A 15877-nucleotide genomic window follows, 5' to 3' on the forward strand; every position below is an offset into this window, starting at 1 on the left:
AAAAGCCTGCAAATGAGATATTTGCAGGCTTTTAATTGATCTTGGTATTGCTACCAGCAGGGAGTAAATGCTGTATTTTATAATGTTTAAACTACAATAACTAGACTTAGAAATAAATTTTCTTACATACTGCAGCCATTACTATTAGCAACAGTAATAATATTGACTAAAAGTATAACCTTCCGTAAATATCTGCATAGCCAAACTGGAAACCATTGGTATCAGAAACCAGAAAAATTCCCTGCTCCACCCCACTCTGAGCAACGGTCCCTGTAGGTAAATTTGTGAGAGGCACAAGTTGCTTACCTGCCGTGTTAATAATAGTAAGGTTTCCATCTAAGTTGGCTACTGCTTTTCCATTAATAAACGGCTCTATATATTTAAAATGAATTGGGGTTAACGCTTCTCCTTGCTTATTTATCAGACCATAATAGCTTTTCTTAGAATTGCTGTTGGGGCTACTCTTCACTAAGAAAGTTTCAGAGGAAACAACCTTAAGGTATCCATAAGTAATTGGGATTACCACTCTGTTTTTGAGATCAATAAGGCCATAAAGTTGGTCTTTCTTAACTGCAACCAAGCCATCCTTAGTAGATTGCGCATCATCATAAATAAATGGAATTACAGTTTTCCCACTTCTGTCGATAAAGCCCACTTTTTTATCAATGATGGATTTTGCTTTTATAATTCCATCTGAAAAATTGTCCTGATAATCTATGTAAACATCTTCAATAAAAGCTAACTGTTGTTGCTGATTTAAAAAGGCACAAGAAAGCCCTTTTTTACCTCCAGTACTCAAAAAATCAGGTGAATACAAGGTGAACAGCTTATCTTTGTCATCAAACTGAATCTGCCGGAATTGAAAATCTATTAAAGTACTTCCATCTAAACCCAAGACTCCCATTTTTCCATCTTTATAAGCTAATACTATTTTATCATCTGGGTAAACCTGTAAACTCTGATGGAGAAATGGAATAATAATCTCGTTTTGCTTATTAATTAGACCCACTTTACTATTTAGTTTTGCGGCGGCAAAACCATTTTCAAAATCGAAAGCTGCTTCATAAAGTATAGGAATAATTAATTTACCAGTTCTATCCATGTACCCATACTTCCTTCCTTCGTCATGTACCACAGCTACGCCATCTTGTTGCTTATCAGCAAAATAGGTAACTTCCTTAATTATTGTTTCGCCCTTATCATCAATATAGGAGAATGTCTTTCCAATAGATATTCTCACAACTCCATCTCCAATTGCCCTTATGCCAGAATACATTAATGGCCTTATCTCCTTTCCCGCTGCATCAAACAGTCCATAGACTTGTTTATACGCCTCATGTGTGACACCAGGCAAATCTGGAACAATCCGCTCATAGTTATATACTACTACATAGTTTGTTAATTTATTATAGGCATCTCTCAATGGAAGAGCAGAAGAATATATAGCAGGAACAATAATTTCTCCACCTTTATTAATGACTCCCTGTTTTCCGTTAAGAACAACAGTTGCTAACTGCCCATCAAATTTCTCTATTTTGTCAAATTGTGGAGCAAGCACTTCTTTACCCTTGTCATTTACTAAGCCATAGAGGTTATTGAGCATCACACGGGCCACCCCTGCATAAATAGGCTCAGCATGTTGGTATTTCGGAGCCACCCGAATGACACCTGTTGAATCAGCATACCCCCAAAGCTTTTGCCGTTTGTAAGGAATAAGCTTTGCCATCTTTAGTTTTATCTTATCTCTATTTTCTTTGTAGAATGCAGGGTTTTCTTCTGGCGCTTCAAAATTTATCTGTGCAGCAACATCCAAATGAAAAAAAACCAGGATGCCAATAAATAAAATCAAAAATGGATTCTTCATATGTGTTTATTTGATTTTTATTGCGCCCAATTAGCAAGTAACAGTGAGCAGAAAAGTTGTGTGCAAATTGTGTGCACATAAAAAAAGCACTTACAAGTTTTACCTTATAAGTGCTTGATAATCAAGTGATCCCGTTTGGATTCGAACCAAAGACCTACTGCTTAGAAGGCAGTTGCTCTATCCAGCTGAGCTACGAGACCATTGTTTAGAGAAATGTAACACTTCCCGTAAACAAAAAATTTCGGAATCTCTTCCGAAATTTTTAAGTCGGGGTGGCAGGATTCGAACCTACGACCTCCACATCCCAAATGTGGCGCGATACCGGGCTACGCTACACCCCGAACTATTGCCTTCAACTCCGGTAGTGTTTGTGACACTGTTAATGTTGAACGCGGTGCAAAAGTAAGCGAAGATTTTAAATTGTCAAAACTTTTTTAAAATATTTTTCGCTTGCGGAGAGGGGGGGATTCGAACCCCCGGTACCCTTACGAGTACGGCAGTTTAGCAAACTGCTGGTTTCAGCCACTCACCCACCTCTCCGGTGCTCTTCCTGCTAAAGAGAATGCAAACATACGACATTACCTTTAACAGCGCAATAGCAATCCCTAAAATTTAAGCCATAATTATTCATTAAAAACAGCCTTTAAAGTATAAGTAATTGATAATATACAGCTTGGCCAATCAAAATAGATTGAAAATTTTATTGATGCCGGCCAAGTTTTTTCGAGCGACCTGCTCATTGCTACTAATTCAGTGGAAATATCAGACTATAAAGCCCAGGTCTGCTGGCAAACGAATAGCAAAACAGTGATTTTATTACTTCATCTGGCAGATATTGCTTCCATTTTATATAGCGTTTGACTTAAAAAGCACCGTAAGAATTATAAAATTCCAGGCGACTGCCTTTGCTTAGCACATAGGCACAACTAAAAGCTATGTATTGTTTAACACATCACTAATGTAAAGCTTTAGTATATTTGTACTCCGATTATGTTTTCCCATGACCTGGTATCAGAGCATTACTTTACTCGAGATCTTGTTCGGCACATTATTTTTTGTGCTGTACATAGGTTATCTGTACCGGGTTTGGAAAGTGGCGAGTTTCTTTAAGCAACGCCCACATGTAGTATGGTTTAAATTCCTGCTTCGCCATTTATACCTCCTACTGATCATAATTGCTATCCTTGGCCCCTCGTTCGGAGCCATGAAAAAAGAAATTAAGACGATAGGAAAAGACCTTTACATTGCCGTAGACCTGTCAAAGTCTATGGATGCGACCGATGTGCAACCCTCACGTCTTGGAAAAGCAAAACACGAGATACAGCGTTTGATCGCCAGGTTTAACTCGGATCGGATCGGTTTAATGGTATTTTCGAACGACGCTTACATCCAGAGCCCGCTCACATACGACCAGAACGCGCTGCAACTGTACATCCAGACGCTGCACACCAACCTTTTACCTTATTCCGGCACAGATTACGGGCCTGTACTCCAACTAACGTTGGATAAATTTTCAGCCGGAACGCAGGCAAACCTGGAGCAGCAAAAAGCAAAGGTACTTGTGCTAATTAGCGATGGAGAAGATTTTGGCGGAAACGTAGAACAGTTGGCTGAAAAGCTGAATGAGCAAAACATCAGAGTTTATACTTTAGGCATTGGCACTTCGGATGGAGGCCGCATACCAGTAGGCAACGGCTTTAAACGTAACAAACAGGGCAAAATAATTACGACCTCCCTTAACGCTGCTCCACTGATCCAACTGGCAGACCTGACCGGCGGCCAGTATTTTGAGGTAAATGACCGTGTAAGTGAGGTTAGTAAACTTATTAGTGCCATTAACAGAATTGAAGGAGAACTGCGGGAGAGCAAAACAGTAGATGTAACTGCTAACAAATATATTTATCCTTTGGCATTAGCCTTACTGTTGGTTCTGCTTGATGTACTCATCACGATCAAAGTAATCCGGATATGAAAGCAGCATGGCTCTTGGTTTTCCTGCTTAGTTTGCTGGGAGGTGGCTTTCGCACCATCTCCTCTATCAACAAGTATACTTCAGAAGCCGCACAGGCATATAAGTCTCAAGAGTATGTAGAGGCCATCGCTGCCTACGAATATTTGCTGAATCAGCTGGAGGTAGAGGATGATCAGCTGCGCCTGAACCTTGCCCATTCTTACTACAATGCAGGGCAGTTTAGCAAGGCTTTACAAGAATACCGACTTTTGGCAGATAATGCTTCGCACCAACTACGTTCTGTTGCACATCTACAGCTAGGAAACATAGCCACTAAGCAAAAAAAGTATAAACAGGCACTCTCCCTTTACAAGCAAGCACTGGTAGCAAGCCCTGGTAATGAGGCAGCCAGGTATAACTACGAACTCCTCAAAAAATACCTCGATTTGCATCCTGAAACTGCAGAGCAGCCAGAGCAACCACTTACCCCGCCTGAGCAAGCACCGGAAGACAGTGTTTCTACGCCTCCTTCTGCCGAAGAGGAGCCGCAGGCTAAAAATAAACCAGACTCCGAAGGTGACAAGGAGGAGGAAACAGAACAACCACAACCCGACAAAGAGGGTGAAACAGGTACAGGTGGAACCTCCAATAAGAAAAATGAGAAACCACCGCAACAGCAGGAAAAAGAACAAGCTTCCGGCTCTGAAAAAGGGGACACAGAAGGTATGAACCGCGAAAGCCAGTTCGACCCTCGACAGCAGGAACGTAGTGGTGGCTACGAGAATGCTTCTGACAACGACGCCCGCGCCCAAACCCGCCGAACCAGGTTACAGCAGGCCAACATTAGCCCGGATAAGGCTAAACTTTTACTGGATGCCATGCGCAATGCCGAGCTACAATACATACAGCAACTACCTAAAAAGGCAGGTAAAAAGCCTGACAGATCCATCCCTGACTGGTGACCACTTAACCCTGTTTAGTGGTCTGCTTTTCCTATTGTGACACCTCGGATTCGGCAGCCCTACAGGAGCTGCAGACACTGTGTTAGCCCATTGCCTTTTTTAACTTATAATAGAAATATGAAAGAAACTGATAACCTGCCTAAGTATCTGGAGAGCGAAGTGCTTATCCGGTTTGAAGACTGCGACCCGTTCGGGCACCTGAACAATGGCCGCTACATTGATTATTTTCTGAATGCACGCGAGGATCAGACACGCGAATTCTACGACCTGGATATATATGCCCATATCAGGAATACAGGAAAAGCCTGGGTAGTCGCTTCGAATCAACTATCATATCTCAGTGAAGTTAAATTTATGGAGTGGGTTAAGATCAGAACCTGCCTGAGATGGTACACTACATCTGATCTGCTTACCGAATGTATAATGCTTGACAGGGATACCGGAGCGATAAAATCTGTGATCTGGACACGCTTTGCTTACGTGGATGTTAAAAAAGGGCAAAAAGCCGAATATTCTGACGAATTGATGGACCTGTACAGCAAAGTAGCCGTGGTGGGAGAAGGAAAACCCAGCCAGTATTTTGAAGAGCGGGTGAAAGAGTTAAGATCAGCTGCTCAGGCATAAACTCCTGATTATATAGTTATTCTAAAATAACATACCCTGCACTAACACATTTTTCCTGCAGCTATATTACTTTTACCAGCTTTATGTAAAAAATCAGTTCGCGATCTAAAACTATGAAAAATCAATTAAAAAATGTGCTGGAGGTACTCGCTCTGGCCGAGAAATTAAAGTATGAACTCAGGCACAGCTGGCTCTCTAACGGCAGACAGGAAAGTGTTGCAGAACACACCTGGCGCATGTCCTTAATGGTAGTACTCCTTGAGCCATACCTGGATAAGGAGATCGATACTGCCCGCACCCTTAAGATGGTCATAATCCACGACCTGGTAGAAGCAGAAGCAGGTGACATTCCCGCTTTTGAGGTCACCACAGCCAAAGCAAAAGAGTTGAAGCAGGCTAAAGAGCTAAAAGCGATCGAAAACCTACGTGAAAGGCTTGGAAATGGCATAGGCCAGCACATTTACGAGCTATGGCATGAGTTTGAAGATAAAGTGACCTACGAGGCCCGAGTGGCTAATGCTCTGGACAAACTGGAAGTACAGATCCAGCATAACCATGCTGATATAACCACCTGGTTAGAAGTTGAACAGGAACTCGCCTTTTTGATGGGTAAACATACTGCTTTCGATAGCTGCCTGACACAGTTTAAGGAGTTGATCGAGGAATACGCGGTAATAAAAATGGAGAATGCAGGCATTGACACTGCAAAAGTTAGAGAGCGGGTTTCTTTAAAATATACATTTGAAGTATAAAGCATAAAAACGTGCAGGCCCCGCTACAGCCAGGGCTTGCACGTTTAAAGCTTCAAATCCGGGGCATGTGCCACTTCAAGTATAAAGCCATTCGGATCTTTAAAATCCACAGTGTAGTAACTCTTGTCATAGTGAGGCATAGCCAACGGCCCCCTGATGATAGCTGCTTTCTTGTTAAGCAGCCACTCCCCTACCTTATCAACCACTGAACGGCTGGATGCGTGAAAGCAGATATGCCTGACACCTAGTGTATCGTGTAGTTGAACCGGCATTTCACGAAAATAAATTTCATGCACACCGCAACTAAAGGAAGTACGGTTCAATGCATGCCATCCGATCAATGGAAAAAGCTCACTGTAAAATTGCAAGGACTCTTCCATATCTTTTACCCAGAACTCCAGGTGGCTGATGCCCACACCAAATTTATAGCTCATAGTTTCAGAATAGATTTCATTAGCCTGCGAATGTAAATAGTGTTTTAGGTTTTTGAAAATCTCCTGCTAAAGTTCATTCTGTTTGTTCAGACCGTGTTAGCAGCGTATAGGATATACGCTGGCAATACAGCAGGATATCGCCCTAAAAAGAAAAAGCCACACAGGTAACGTGTGGCTCGCCTTTCATAGCATGGAAAGACCTGATCTATTGTAAGCATGCTGATGGAAGCTATAATAAGTCGTTGTGAAACGATTCTTTAAGCAATCACAGCAGTACTTTAGCAATGATCTTAATCTAACAGACCTCTTTACTGGCTAAACAATAAAAAGTTTAAATATTATAACTTTTCCGCTATCACAGTACCTTTTAAAGGCTTTCACAACACACTTAAAAACCTCTGATTTACCTGATTCCAAAACACTGGATTGCTTCCTGCCTTATTAATTACATACCCTCTCTTATAATTTCGATCCGTTCACCAGCTAATCAATAACATTCTCATAATCAGCGTGTTTTACGGAGTATGTATTACAAACTAAATAATTAAAAAATAAAATTATGAAAAACCTATTACATAAGGCTACTACTGCTGTAGCTATTTACTCTCTTTTTGCGTTTTCTGCCTGCGAATCTGAAAATGCCTCTCCTGATGAAAACATGTTACAGGCCCAAAATGTGAATGATGCTAGAAGTAACAAGTCGCTGAATCTGGACAAAACCTACACAGTAGACTTGATGCCATTAAACGAATCGGGTGTACACGGTACAGCAACATTAACACTGATGGGAGATGAGTTACGTGTGCATGTGATGGCCAGCGGACTGGAGCCAAATCAACTGCACCCACAGCATATTCATGGTTTCATGGATAATAACAGGAATGCTGTTTGTCCACCAATGTCAGCTGACATGAACGGAGATGGCTTTATAGACCTTGCTGAGGGTGCGCCTTACTATGGACCAGTACTGTTACCCCTTGCACCGTTCCCAACTGCTCCGGATGGTACAATTGACTACACCATGACATTTGATGTATCTGAAAACATGGACTTGCTACCTTTACAGAACAATGCGATTGTGTTGCATGGCTTAACAGTTGATGGATTGAAAGTTGATGGCGTGGTAACCGGAGAACAATATGTTGCCACACTACCAGTTGCCTGTGGTGTTGTAAGACCTGGTAAAATGGGTAAATAAGATATCCCGTATCTAATTTAAATACAGCTATCAAAAGAGGGGCAGGGTAATTCCTGCCCCTCTTTTATTTTTTTGGTATGATACAAAACCTCCTTAAGTTCCGTAAACAATTTATATGATACCAGACTTTCCCCAAGGAGCATTTCAATCGAAAAAAAGTCTGGAAAATGATACTGAACTGGCCTCGCTGTTTTAGCTAACGAACGTTTGGTAATGAGGCTGAAAAATAGTAATTTCACACGATAAAACTTAACCTACTCTTACTATGCAAGTGAAAGAAGTATATATTGTTTCGGCGGTTCGTACGCCTATTGGCAGCTTTGGTGGTGCATTGGCAAGCCTTAGTGCAACACAATTGGGTGCTGCAGCTATAAAAGGAGCATTGGAGAAAGCCGGAGTTGATAAAAAGGAAGTTCAGGAAGTGATCATGGGTAACGTGATCTCTGCTAACGTTGGCCAGGCTCCTGCGCGTCAGGCAGCTATTTTTGCCGGCCTTGGTTACGAAGTAGAGTGCACAACAATAAACAAAGTATGTGCTTCTGGCTCTAAAGCAGTTATGTTTGCTGCCCAGGCTATTATGCTGGGTCACAAAGATGTTATCGTGGCTGGCGGTATGGAAAGTATGTCTAATGTACCATACTACCTGGATAAAGCGCGTTTCGGTGCAAAGCTTGGCCACGGCCAAATGATTGATGGTTTATTGCGCGATGGTCTGTGGGATGTGTACAACGATTTCCATATGGGTAACGCGGCAGAAAATACTGCCAAAGAAATGCAGATCACCCGTGAAATGCAGGATGACTACGCAATCAGTTCTTATAAAAAAGTAGCAGAAGCTGCTGAAGCCGGCCTGCTGAAAGACGAGATAATTCCGGTTGAGATCCCGCAGCGTGGCAAAGACCCTATCATCGTTTCTGAGGACGAAGAATATAAGAAAGTAAATTTCGAAAAGATACCAGGCCTGCGCCCTGTATTTGATAAAGCTGGTACTGTAACAGCTGCGAACGCTTCTACGCTGAATGATGGTGCTGCTGCACTTGTGTTGATGAGCAAAGAAAAAGCAGAAGAACTGGGTGTGAAGCCAATCGCGAAGATCCTTGGATTTGCCGATGCTGAGCAGGATCCAATCTGGTTCACAACAACGCCATCCCTGGCAATTCCAAAAGCGCTAAAGAATGCAGGTGTAGATGCATCTGATGTAGATTTCTACGAGATCAACGAAGCTTTTTCAGTAGTATCGATCGCTAACAACCAAAAACTTGGCCTGGAAGGCGGTAACGTGAACGTATTCGGTGGAGCGGTATCTCTTGGTCACCCGCTTGGTGCTTCAGGAGCTCGCATACTGGTAACGCTTTGCAATGTACTTGATAAAAAAGGCGGCAAGATAGGTGTAACCGGTATCTGCAACGGTGGCGGCGGTGCTTCTGCTATAGTAATAGAGAAAGTATAGTACCCCAGGCATACAATTTGCAGGAAGCCTTACGTTAACTCGTAAGGCTTCTTTTTTTAGTATACGTGTCGCCACTTATCTTCTGATGCTAATGAGCAGGGCTACATAGTATACTTTGAATTTATGCTTTCGCTGTATTGTTACCTATTTCAGCAGGTTTCAACTTTACCATCACCCATGCTGTTTTTTTCAGAATTAATTAACGCTGTTTATGTCTAGAATTCTTTTCTTACTTATAGCATTTTGCCTGTCACAAAGTATAGCAAATGCTCAAAAGAAAGTCATCACTTATCACCCCCAGGACCAAAGTGCTGTTAAGGAAGTGTATCAGATCCATCTTCCCGATTCTGCTATTGTTGGCTACTACAACCGCTATTACCTGAATGGCGAAAAGGAGGCTGTGGTAAAATTTTCAGAAGGGAAAAAAGATAGCGTGTACACTGAATACTACCCAAACGGGCAGGTAAAGCTGCAGGTAAATTATGATAAGGGTATAATGCAGGGGCCATTTAGAGCTTACCAGCAAAACGGCAAAATCTTACAGGAAGGCAACTACGAAAACGACCAGCAGTCCGGTGTTTTCAAGACCTATAACCCTGATGGCACTATCAAAAAAGAGGCTGAGTTTGTAAAGGGTTATCCGGAAGGCATGGTGCGGGAGTATTATAAAGATGGTAAACTCCGCTCTGAGATATCGTACAAGAACAGCCAGCAGGACGGTCCGGCTAAAACATACTTCCCGAATGGCAAACTGGAATCTGATGCTACCTACAGCAACGGAATGGTGGTAGGACCTTACAAAACATACTTTGATAATGGCCAGCTGCAGACGGAGACGATGAACGAGGCAGGTAAAAAGAACGGCAGCTTCAGGAGCTACTACCGCAATGGCCAGCTCAGCACCGAAGGCAGTTTTTCAGCTGGCAAAATGCATGGCCAGGCTAAAGCATTTTATGAAAGCGGCAAGCCACTTAGCGTGATCAACTATAAAAACGGAGCCATCAATGGTTCTGCGCAATACTTCTACGAAGATGGTAAGCTGAAGGAAGAGATCATCGGCAGCAATAACGGTGACGATACGAAAACAACCACCTACTACCCTTCCGGTAATATTAAAGCTGAGGAACAGACAAAAGGCAAGAAGAAACACGGTAACTGGAAAGAGTACTATGATACTCCCGGCAAGCCGGTACATGTTTCAGAAAACTACAACGCCGACAAACGCGTGGGCGAAAAGCTGGTTTACTATGAAGGCGGGCAGGTGAAGGAGAAGTATACTTATGAAGACGGCAAAATTGTTGGCCAGAGTTATGAGTATTACCCATCCGGCAAGCTTAAATCAGAAACTAACTACAAAGATGGTCGTCGCTTTGGGCCGTTCAAGCAATATTTCGAAGATGGCAAAGTGGAGGTGCTCGGTCAGTTCCGCAACAACCGCGAAACCGGTACCTGGAAGTACCACAATAAAGAAGGAAAAATATTTAAAACCCGCGTTTACCGTAATGGCGAGGTTCTGGAAGAGAAATAAGCTTATATTCTTAGCAATAGAAAAAGCACCTGGTATGGGTGCTTTTTTTGTTTCGGCTGTATCGTTTTTCCTGTTACGCAGCATTAACTCCTGCTAATTACCTATATTAGATTGCTAACAGGAATACACTTCCGTTTAGCTATAAGTTGAGCTGCATTTGAATTATAATCTCATAAAAGGTATTAGAAACAGAAGAATAAAATGAAGTGTATTCCATTGCTTTTGTTGACGCTCTTATTTTTTCTAAATAAGCAAACTGCCTTTGCTCAAATTGCTTTGGGTTGTGATACTGTTTACATTTTAACAGAGACAATACCTATGTATGAGAAAGGTGATGCTGAAGCAACAAAATATTTATTGAATGAAGTTGCACCAGTGGTAAGCAGCTACAATAAAAAGAATGATGCTCTTGTCACTAAGGTACATATTGACTTGATTATTAATCAACAAGGAAATGTAGTTGACGTTGAATTCCCAAATTCAAATATCTCAAGTGAGTTTGAATTTGAAATAAAGCAAAAGCTACTAAAAATGAAAGGTTGGAAGGCTGGAATAATGAATGGGGAACCTGTGTGTTGTCGATTATCATTTCCAATATCTTGTATTCTTTACAAATAAAACTTTAGCCTAAGAATAAAAAAAACGAAAGCTCAACACGGCACAGGCTCCATACTCGGCTGCGCCTCGTTCGCAGCCTGTACAAGACCGTTAATGTTATAAATAATAAGAACTAAATTGAAAATCTACGCAATTAGCGGACTTGGAGCAGACGAACGGGTATTTAACTATTTGAAGTTAAACTGTGACCTTGTCCCTGTTAAGTGGATTGAGCATCATAATGACGAAACTATTGAAGAGTACTCTAATCGGCTTTCAAAAATTATGGACACAACCTCCGAATTCGGAATTCTTGGAGTTAGTTTCGGAGGACTAATAGCAGTTGAAATCAGTAAAATCATGAAGCCAAAGCTGACTATACTACTATCCACGGCAGAAACTAAAGATGAGCTAAGGCCTCTCTTTAGACTGATCGGTAAAACTGGCTTGCTACAACTTCTCCCTCCTAAAACTTTCGATCCGCCAAGAGTACTTGCTCAGTTTTTATTTGGAACCCCTAACAAAGGGCTCCTAAACAGTATCCTTGATGATACTAACCTGGACTTTGCAAAATGGGCTGTCAACCAGTTGACGAATTGGAATAATCGGGATAGAATAAAGAACGTCTTGAGAATCCATGGCTCGAATGACAAATTAATTCCATTCAAGGGCAATGAGCAAATACACCTGGTTCAAAACGGAGGGCATTTTATGATCGTTGACAGAGCCGAAGAGATCAGTGAAATTATAAATAAAGAATTAAAGGCGCACTACGGCAAAATTCTCGAGCAGTAGAATCATGCTGCCCCTTACTTAGAGCTCAAAAACCATTTACACACTAACGAAGCTACACTTTGCAACCAGACATACTTACTGCACCCGATAGAAACCTGATCGGAAATAGAATTCGCACTAAACTGGCTGAGAACAGAACTTTTGAACTCTGGAGCGGCTTTAAGCCACGCGAAAAGGAGATCACTGGCCGCGTTGACAGCGACTTTTACTCGGTGCAGGACTTTGGAAATGCAGATAACCTGAGACAGTTTACCCCAGACACCTATTTTGAAAAGTGGGCTGCTGTAGAAGTTGAACCCGGTGCTCCGGTTCCGGAAGGTATGGAAGCTTATACTTTACCCGGTGGTCTGTATGCTGTTTTTATACATAAAGGCAAACCCGAAACTTTCTCTAAAACTACCGCTTATATTTTTGGGGTATGGCTTCCTCAATCAACATACGTACTGGACGACCGCCCTCACTTTGAAGTGATGCATGCAACATATGATCCCACTTCTCCAGAATCAGAGGAAGAGGTGTGGGTTCCAATAAAGCCAAAAGTATAGGCGCATAGTCCATCATCGTGCTGATGCATATTTGATTATTTAACATACTGGTTTTCAACCAATATATTGCAAATCAAGTTACCATTGTACCAACTGAGTATTGGGTTCATTTAATCTCAAAAGTATGAACAAGACAATTTTAGTAACCGGCGGAACAGGTTACATAGGATCGTGGGTAGTGAAGATGCTGCTCGAGAAAGGTTATACCGTTAGGATGACTGTACGCAACAAAAACAAAAAGGAAAAGTACGCCTACCTGTCTGATATTGCTGATAAATCAGACGGGAAACTTGAGATCTGGGAAGCTGACCTATTAACAGAAGGCTCTTTTAACAAGGCTGCTAAAGGTGCTGATGCCATCATTCATATGGCCTCTCCTTTTACACTACGTTTTAAGGATGCTCAGAAAGATTTAATAGACCCAGCCGTGAACGGCACACGAAACGTTTTGGAGGCCGCAAACCAGTCAGGTACTGTTAAAAAAGTGGTGCTTACATCAAGCGTTGCAGCTGTGCACGGCGATAACGTAGACATGAAGGAGCAAGGACTTGATGAATTCACAGAAGAACACTTTAATACTTCCAGCTCACTGGAGCACCAGCCATATTCTTACTCAAAAGTAAAGGCCGAAAAAGAAGCCTGGAAAATACATGATGCGCAAAATGACTGGCAACTGGTTGTGATCAATCCTTCTTTTGTGTTAGGTCCCGCTTTGGCCAAATCTTCAGATTCAGAGAGTTTAAGCTTTATGAAAGACATGCTGACGGGCAAGTACCATATGGGAGCGCCGGAGCTCATGTTCGGTTTTGTTGATGTACGTGATGTAGCTCAGGCGCACCTGCTGGCATTGGAGAACGATAACGCATCCGGCAGACATATTCTGTCTGAACGCACCGCCGGCGTATTCGATGCAGCTCAGATCATCAAAAGTAAATTTGGTAGTAAGTATAAGCTACCTGTCATGAAATCGCCAAAGATGATGCTTTACCTGGTAGGCTGGATGTTTGGGTTGACAACAAAATTCATCAAGAGAAACGTAGGCCACCCGATCAAGCTTAATACTACAAAAAGCAAGCAGGAACTTGGCCTGAAGTATACTCCGCTTGATAAAACCATTGAAGATATGGTATTGCAGATGCAGCAGGACAACATTTTAGCTTAACTATTGCGCTACCATAGTTTATAAGTTGTAATTTTTATCCCAGCACTGCTTGTAAAACAAGTTAACAGAAGAGAATGATCAGAAAGTATAAACCAGAGGATACAACCAAGCTAATAGCACTGCTTAGGCTAAATACCCCGCAGTACTTCGCCCCTGAAGAAGAGCAAGACTATCTCGAGTATCTAGCGCATCATTCACAGCATTATTTTGTAGTAGAAGATAGTGGTCAGCTTATAGGTGCAGGTGGTTTTAACCTTGGCTTTGATGAAGGGAAAACAGCCAGGATCTCCTGGGACATCATTCACCCTGACTTTCAGGGCAGAGGCGTAGGTAAGGTACTCACCCAGTTTAGGATCGATGAGATAAAAAAAGAGCCAGCCATTACAAAAATTGTTGTCCGGACGACACAGCTGGTTCATAGATTTTATGAAAAAAATGGTTTTGTGCTTGAAAGAACCGAGAAAGACTTCTGGGCAAAAGGCTTCGACCTGTACCAGATGACATTGGAACTGAGCTAAACGTGTCCTGGCTCAGAATAATGAATCCTGTATTTTACGAGGCGAAACATCCTGTTTTTAAATTTATTCGCTACTGAATTACTACTCTTGCTCTACTGAATTACTTCCCTTGCTTTTACTGGTGCCATTCTGCATAAATATTTAGTAAAGCTCATCTTTCCTTTAGTGCAAATATATATTATTATAACTACATAACATATATTTGTTCCACTGTGCCCATCTCTATCAACCCTTCTGCAGCTCCCTTACAGTCGGCTTTAAAATCATTGTTAAACTTTAACTAAATCAGTTTTATGATTAACTTAAAAGCTAGCAGCTATAAGCTGTTCAGAGTACCCCTAATGTTTTGCGCCTTGGCTATTTTCGGATGCGAAAGTCAGGAAGATGTGCAGCCGGATGGACTGCAGGCTACTGCTCAGCAGGAGATGAAGCACGAGCGGACAAATGTATATTACGGACCAACTACACCTATGCTGGGAGGCACTGCCCGCACCTGGGTAAAATTGATTAACGGAAAGCCTGAAGCGATTGGAATTGAGATGTCGGAGGAGGTATTGGAAAATATGCCTGCTGAGATGGGCATGTTCTTCCTCAAACTGCCTGGACAGGCACATGCCACAGGAATAAAAACTGTTATGGTAGACTGGAACCCAATGGGCCATGAACCAGCAGGGGTTTATACTGTTCCTCACTTTGACTTCCACTTTTACATGATCACCGATGGGCAGATCAAGCATATTGAGGGAGGCGTGGACGCAGGCGCTTACACGCTCCTCGAAAAAGGCATCCTCCCCCCTACCTACATTTTCGGACCACAGCCAATGGCTGTTCCGCAGATGGGGGTTCACTGGGTGGATGTAACATCACCGGAGTATTCTCCTGCCGGTTTCAGTAAAACCTTCATCTACGGCTCTAACAAAGACAGGATAACGTTCATGGAGCCGATGATTACCGTAGCCTATTTAAAAGGTTTAGCAGGAAACGTTCAAGTTGAGACACCTGTTCCCTCTTTGCTAAAGTATGAAGATCCTGGATACTATCCTGAGTCTTACACCATACAGCACAGTACTACCGGCACCTACTCTGTTGCCCTTACTAACCTGGAATGGCACAATTTAGAAAAATAAAAAAAGCTCCCTTGCCTGTGTTGGTAAGGGAGCTTTTTTTATTACTAACTGTCTTCTTCGACCTGATAAAACGTACCGCAACCTTTTCCTTCTGAAAACATTTTGCGCTGCCTGAACAACATGTAAACAACCTGATATGGTTTTCGAATAAATAACGACGCCTTTTAGTTTTACATAGATCAACATAGCCATTCCCCTAAGTATACCAGCAAAATTGTCCGGAACATCGTGGAGACGAGGGTTTTTAGTATTGGTCGGAGCAGATAGAATAAATAGACTAAAACATAAACAATCCAGATCAGTTTCACCTAATACCATTGCCAGTTTAGATGTAAAGATGATGTCGGAATTCAATATTTACGTATAAGTA

15 protein-coding genes and 3 tRNA genes are annotated in these 15877 nt (G+C 42.1%); 13 read left to right on the forward strand and 5 right to left on the reverse strand.

The features are described 5' to 3' along the window. Window positions 1-166: 166 nt before the first annotated feature. From ACSX1A_RS11400 to ACSX1A_RS11415, 4 genes are all read right to left on the reverse strand, one after another. The gene (locus ACSX1A_RS11400; RefSeq protein ID WP_439879779.1) at window positions 167-1864 is read right to left on the reverse strand and encodes a WG repeat-containing protein; all 1698 of its coding nucleotides are present in this window, start codon (window positions 1862-1864) and stop codon (window positions 167-169) included. A 126-nt stretch (window positions 1865-1990) separates the two neighbouring features. Continuing rightward, a tRNA-Arg gene (locus tag ACSX1A_RS11405) sits at window positions 1991-2064 on the reverse strand. Between the two features lie 67 nt (window positions 2065-2131). Then, window positions 2132-2205, reverse strand: a tRNA-Pro gene (locus ACSX1A_RS11410). A gap of 112 nt (window positions 2206-2317) precedes the next feature. After that, window positions 2318-2404: transfer RNA gene (locus tag ACSX1A_RS11415), tRNA-Ser, on the reverse strand. A 460-nt stretch (window positions 2405-2864) separates the two neighbouring features. Between ACSX1A_RS11415 and ACSX1A_RS11420 the strand changes: the two genes are divergently transcribed. From ACSX1A_RS11420 to ACSX1A_RS11435, 4 genes are all read left to right on the forward strand, one after another. Further along, entirely contained in the window at window positions 2865-3836 is a 972-nt protein-coding gene (locus ACSX1A_RS11420) for a VWA domain-containing protein (protein WP_439879780.1), read from the forward strand. Then, window positions 3833-4777: an aerotolerance protein gene (locus tag ACSX1A_RS11425; protein WP_439879781.1), complete on the forward strand. Its 945-nt coding sequence runs from the start codon at window positions 3833-3835 to the stop codon at window positions 4775-4777. The genes ACSX1A_RS11420 and ACSX1A_RS11425 overlap by 4 nt, the downstream gene beginning before the upstream one ends. A gap of 117 nt (window positions 4778-4894) precedes the next feature. Then, on the forward strand, window positions 4895-5401 hold the full coding sequence (locus ACSX1A_RS11430; protein ID WP_439879782.1) for an acyl-CoA thioesterase: 507 nt from the start codon (window positions 4895-4897) through the stop codon (window positions 5399-5401). 113 nt (window positions 5402-5514) lie between these two features. Further along, the gene (locus ACSX1A_RS11435) at window positions 5515-6153 is read left to right on the forward strand and encodes an HD domain-containing protein (RefSeq protein WP_439879783.1); all 639 of its coding nucleotides are present in this window, start codon (window positions 5515-5517) and stop codon (window positions 6151-6153) included. A 44-nt stretch (window positions 6154-6197) separates the two neighbouring features. Here the strand turns inward: ACSX1A_RS11435 and ACSX1A_RS11440 are convergent, their stop codons facing one another. Beyond that, the gene (locus tag ACSX1A_RS11440) at window positions 6198-6587 is read right to left on the reverse strand and encodes a VOC family protein (protein WP_439879784.1); all 390 of its coding nucleotides are present in this window, start codon (window positions 6585-6587) and stop codon (window positions 6198-6200) included. Window positions 6588-7146: 559 nt separating this feature from the next. Between ACSX1A_RS11440 and ACSX1A_RS11445 the strand changes: the two genes are divergently transcribed. From ACSX1A_RS11445 to ACSX1A_RS11485, 9 genes are all read left to right on the forward strand, one after another. Then, complete coding sequence (locus tag ACSX1A_RS11445; protein WP_439879785.1) at window positions 7147-7785, forward strand: hypothetical protein; 639 nt, start codon at window positions 7147-7149, stop codon at window positions 7783-7785. A gap of 265 nt (window positions 7786-8050) precedes the next feature. After that, complete coding sequence (locus ACSX1A_RS11450) at window positions 8051-9235, forward strand: acetyl-CoA C-acyltransferase (protein WP_439879786.1); 1185 nt, start codon at window positions 8051-8053, stop codon at window positions 9233-9235. A gap of 211 nt (window positions 9236-9446) precedes the next feature. Continuing rightward, window positions 9447-10763 (forward strand): toxin-antitoxin system YwqK family antitoxin, encoded by a 1317-nt coding sequence (locus tag ACSX1A_RS11455; RefSeq protein WP_439879787.1) that lies wholly within the window; start codon window positions 9447-9449, stop codon window positions 10761-10763. A gap of 201 nt (window positions 10764-10964) precedes the next feature. Further along, entirely contained in the window at window positions 10965-11381 is a 417-nt protein-coding gene (locus tag ACSX1A_RS11460) for a hypothetical protein (protein WP_439879788.1), read from the forward strand. Window positions 11382-11498: 117 nt separating this feature from the next. Beyond that, window positions 11499-12155 carry an alpha/beta hydrolase gene (locus ACSX1A_RS11465; protein ID WP_439879789.1) on the forward strand — a complete coding sequence of 219 codons (657 nt, stop codon included), beginning with the start codon at window positions 11499-11501 and terminating at the stop codon, window positions 12153-12155. Between the two features lie 59 nt (window positions 12156-12214). After that, entirely contained in the window at window positions 12215-12700 is a 486-nt protein-coding gene (locus ACSX1A_RS11470; protein ID WP_439879790.1) for a GyrI-like domain-containing protein, read from the forward strand. Between the two features lie 124 nt (window positions 12701-12824). Further along, complete coding sequence (locus ACSX1A_RS11475; RefSeq protein ID WP_439879791.1) at window positions 12825-13862, forward strand: NAD-dependent epimerase/dehydratase family protein; 1038 nt, start codon at window positions 12825-12827, stop codon at window positions 13860-13862. Window positions 13863-13936: 74 nt separating this feature from the next. Then, window positions 13937-14380, forward strand: coding sequence for a GNAT family N-acetyltransferase (locus ACSX1A_RS11480; RefSeq protein ID WP_439879792.1), 444 nt, complete (start codon window positions 13937-13939; stop codon window positions 14378-14380). Window positions 14381-14673: 293 nt separating this feature from the next. Beyond that, on the forward strand, window positions 14674-15507 hold the full coding sequence (locus ACSX1A_RS11485; protein ID WP_439879793.1) for a hypothetical protein: 834 nt from the start codon (window positions 14674-14676) through the stop codon (window positions 15505-15507). Window positions 15508-15877 lie beyond the last annotated feature (370 nt).

The organism is Pontibacter sp. MBLB2868, assembly GCF_051904785.1.
Lineage (GTDB): Bacteria > Bacteroidota > Bacteroidia > Cytophagales > Hymenobacteraceae > Pontibacter.

Excerpts from the sequence above, each read along its gene's own strand:
- ACSX1A_RS11400 (WP_439879779.1), bottom strand. The coding sequence starts at position 1,864 with ATGAAGAATCCATTTTTGATTTTATTTATTGGCATCCTGGTTTTTTTT.
- ACSX1A_RS11420 (WP_439879780.1), top strand. The coding sequence starts at position 2,865 with ATGACCTGGTATCAGAGCATTACTTTACTCGAGATCTTGTTCGGCACA.
- ACSX1A_RS11425 (WP_439879781.1), top strand. The coding sequence starts at position 3,833 with ATGAAAGCAGCATGGCTCTTGGTTTTCCTGCTTAGTTTGCTGGGAGGT.
- ACSX1A_RS11430 (WP_439879782.1), top strand. The coding sequence starts at position 4,895 with ATGAAAGAAACTGATAACCTGCCTAAGTATCTGGAGAGCGAAGTGCTT.
- ACSX1A_RS11435 (WP_439879783.1), top strand. The coding sequence starts at position 5,515 with ATGAAAAATCAATTAAAAAATGTGCTGGAGGTACTCGCTCTGGCCGAG.
- ACSX1A_RS11440 (WP_439879784.1), bottom strand. The coding sequence starts at position 6,587 with ATGAGCTATAAATTTGGTGTGGGCATCAGCCACCTGGAGTTCTGGGTA.
- ACSX1A_RS11445 (WP_439879785.1), top strand. The coding sequence starts at position 7,147 with ATGAAAAACCTATTACATAAGGCTACTACTGCTGTAGCTATTTACTCT.
- ACSX1A_RS11450 (WP_439879786.1), top strand. The coding sequence starts at position 8,051 with ATGCAAGTGAAAGAAGTATATATTGTTTCGGCGGTTCGTACGCCTATT.
- ACSX1A_RS11455 (WP_439879787.1), top strand. The coding sequence starts at position 9,447 with ATGTCTAGAATTCTTTTCTTACTTATAGCATTTTGCCTGTCACAAAGT.
- ACSX1A_RS11460 (WP_439879788.1), top strand. The coding sequence starts at position 10,965 with ATGAAGTGTATTCCATTGCTTTTGTTGACGCTCTTATTTTTTCTAAAT.
- ACSX1A_RS11475 (WP_439879791.1), top strand. The coding sequence starts at position 12,825 with ATGAACAAGACAATTTTAGTAACCGGCGGAACAGGTTACATAGGATCG.
- ACSX1A_RS11480 (WP_439879792.1), top strand. The coding sequence starts at position 13,937 with ATGATCAGAAAGTATAAACCAGAGGATACAACCAAGCTAATAGCACTG.
- ACSX1A_RS11485 (WP_439879793.1), top strand. The coding sequence starts at position 14,674 with ATGATTAACTTAAAAGCTAGCAGCTATAAGCTGTTCAGAGTACCCCTA.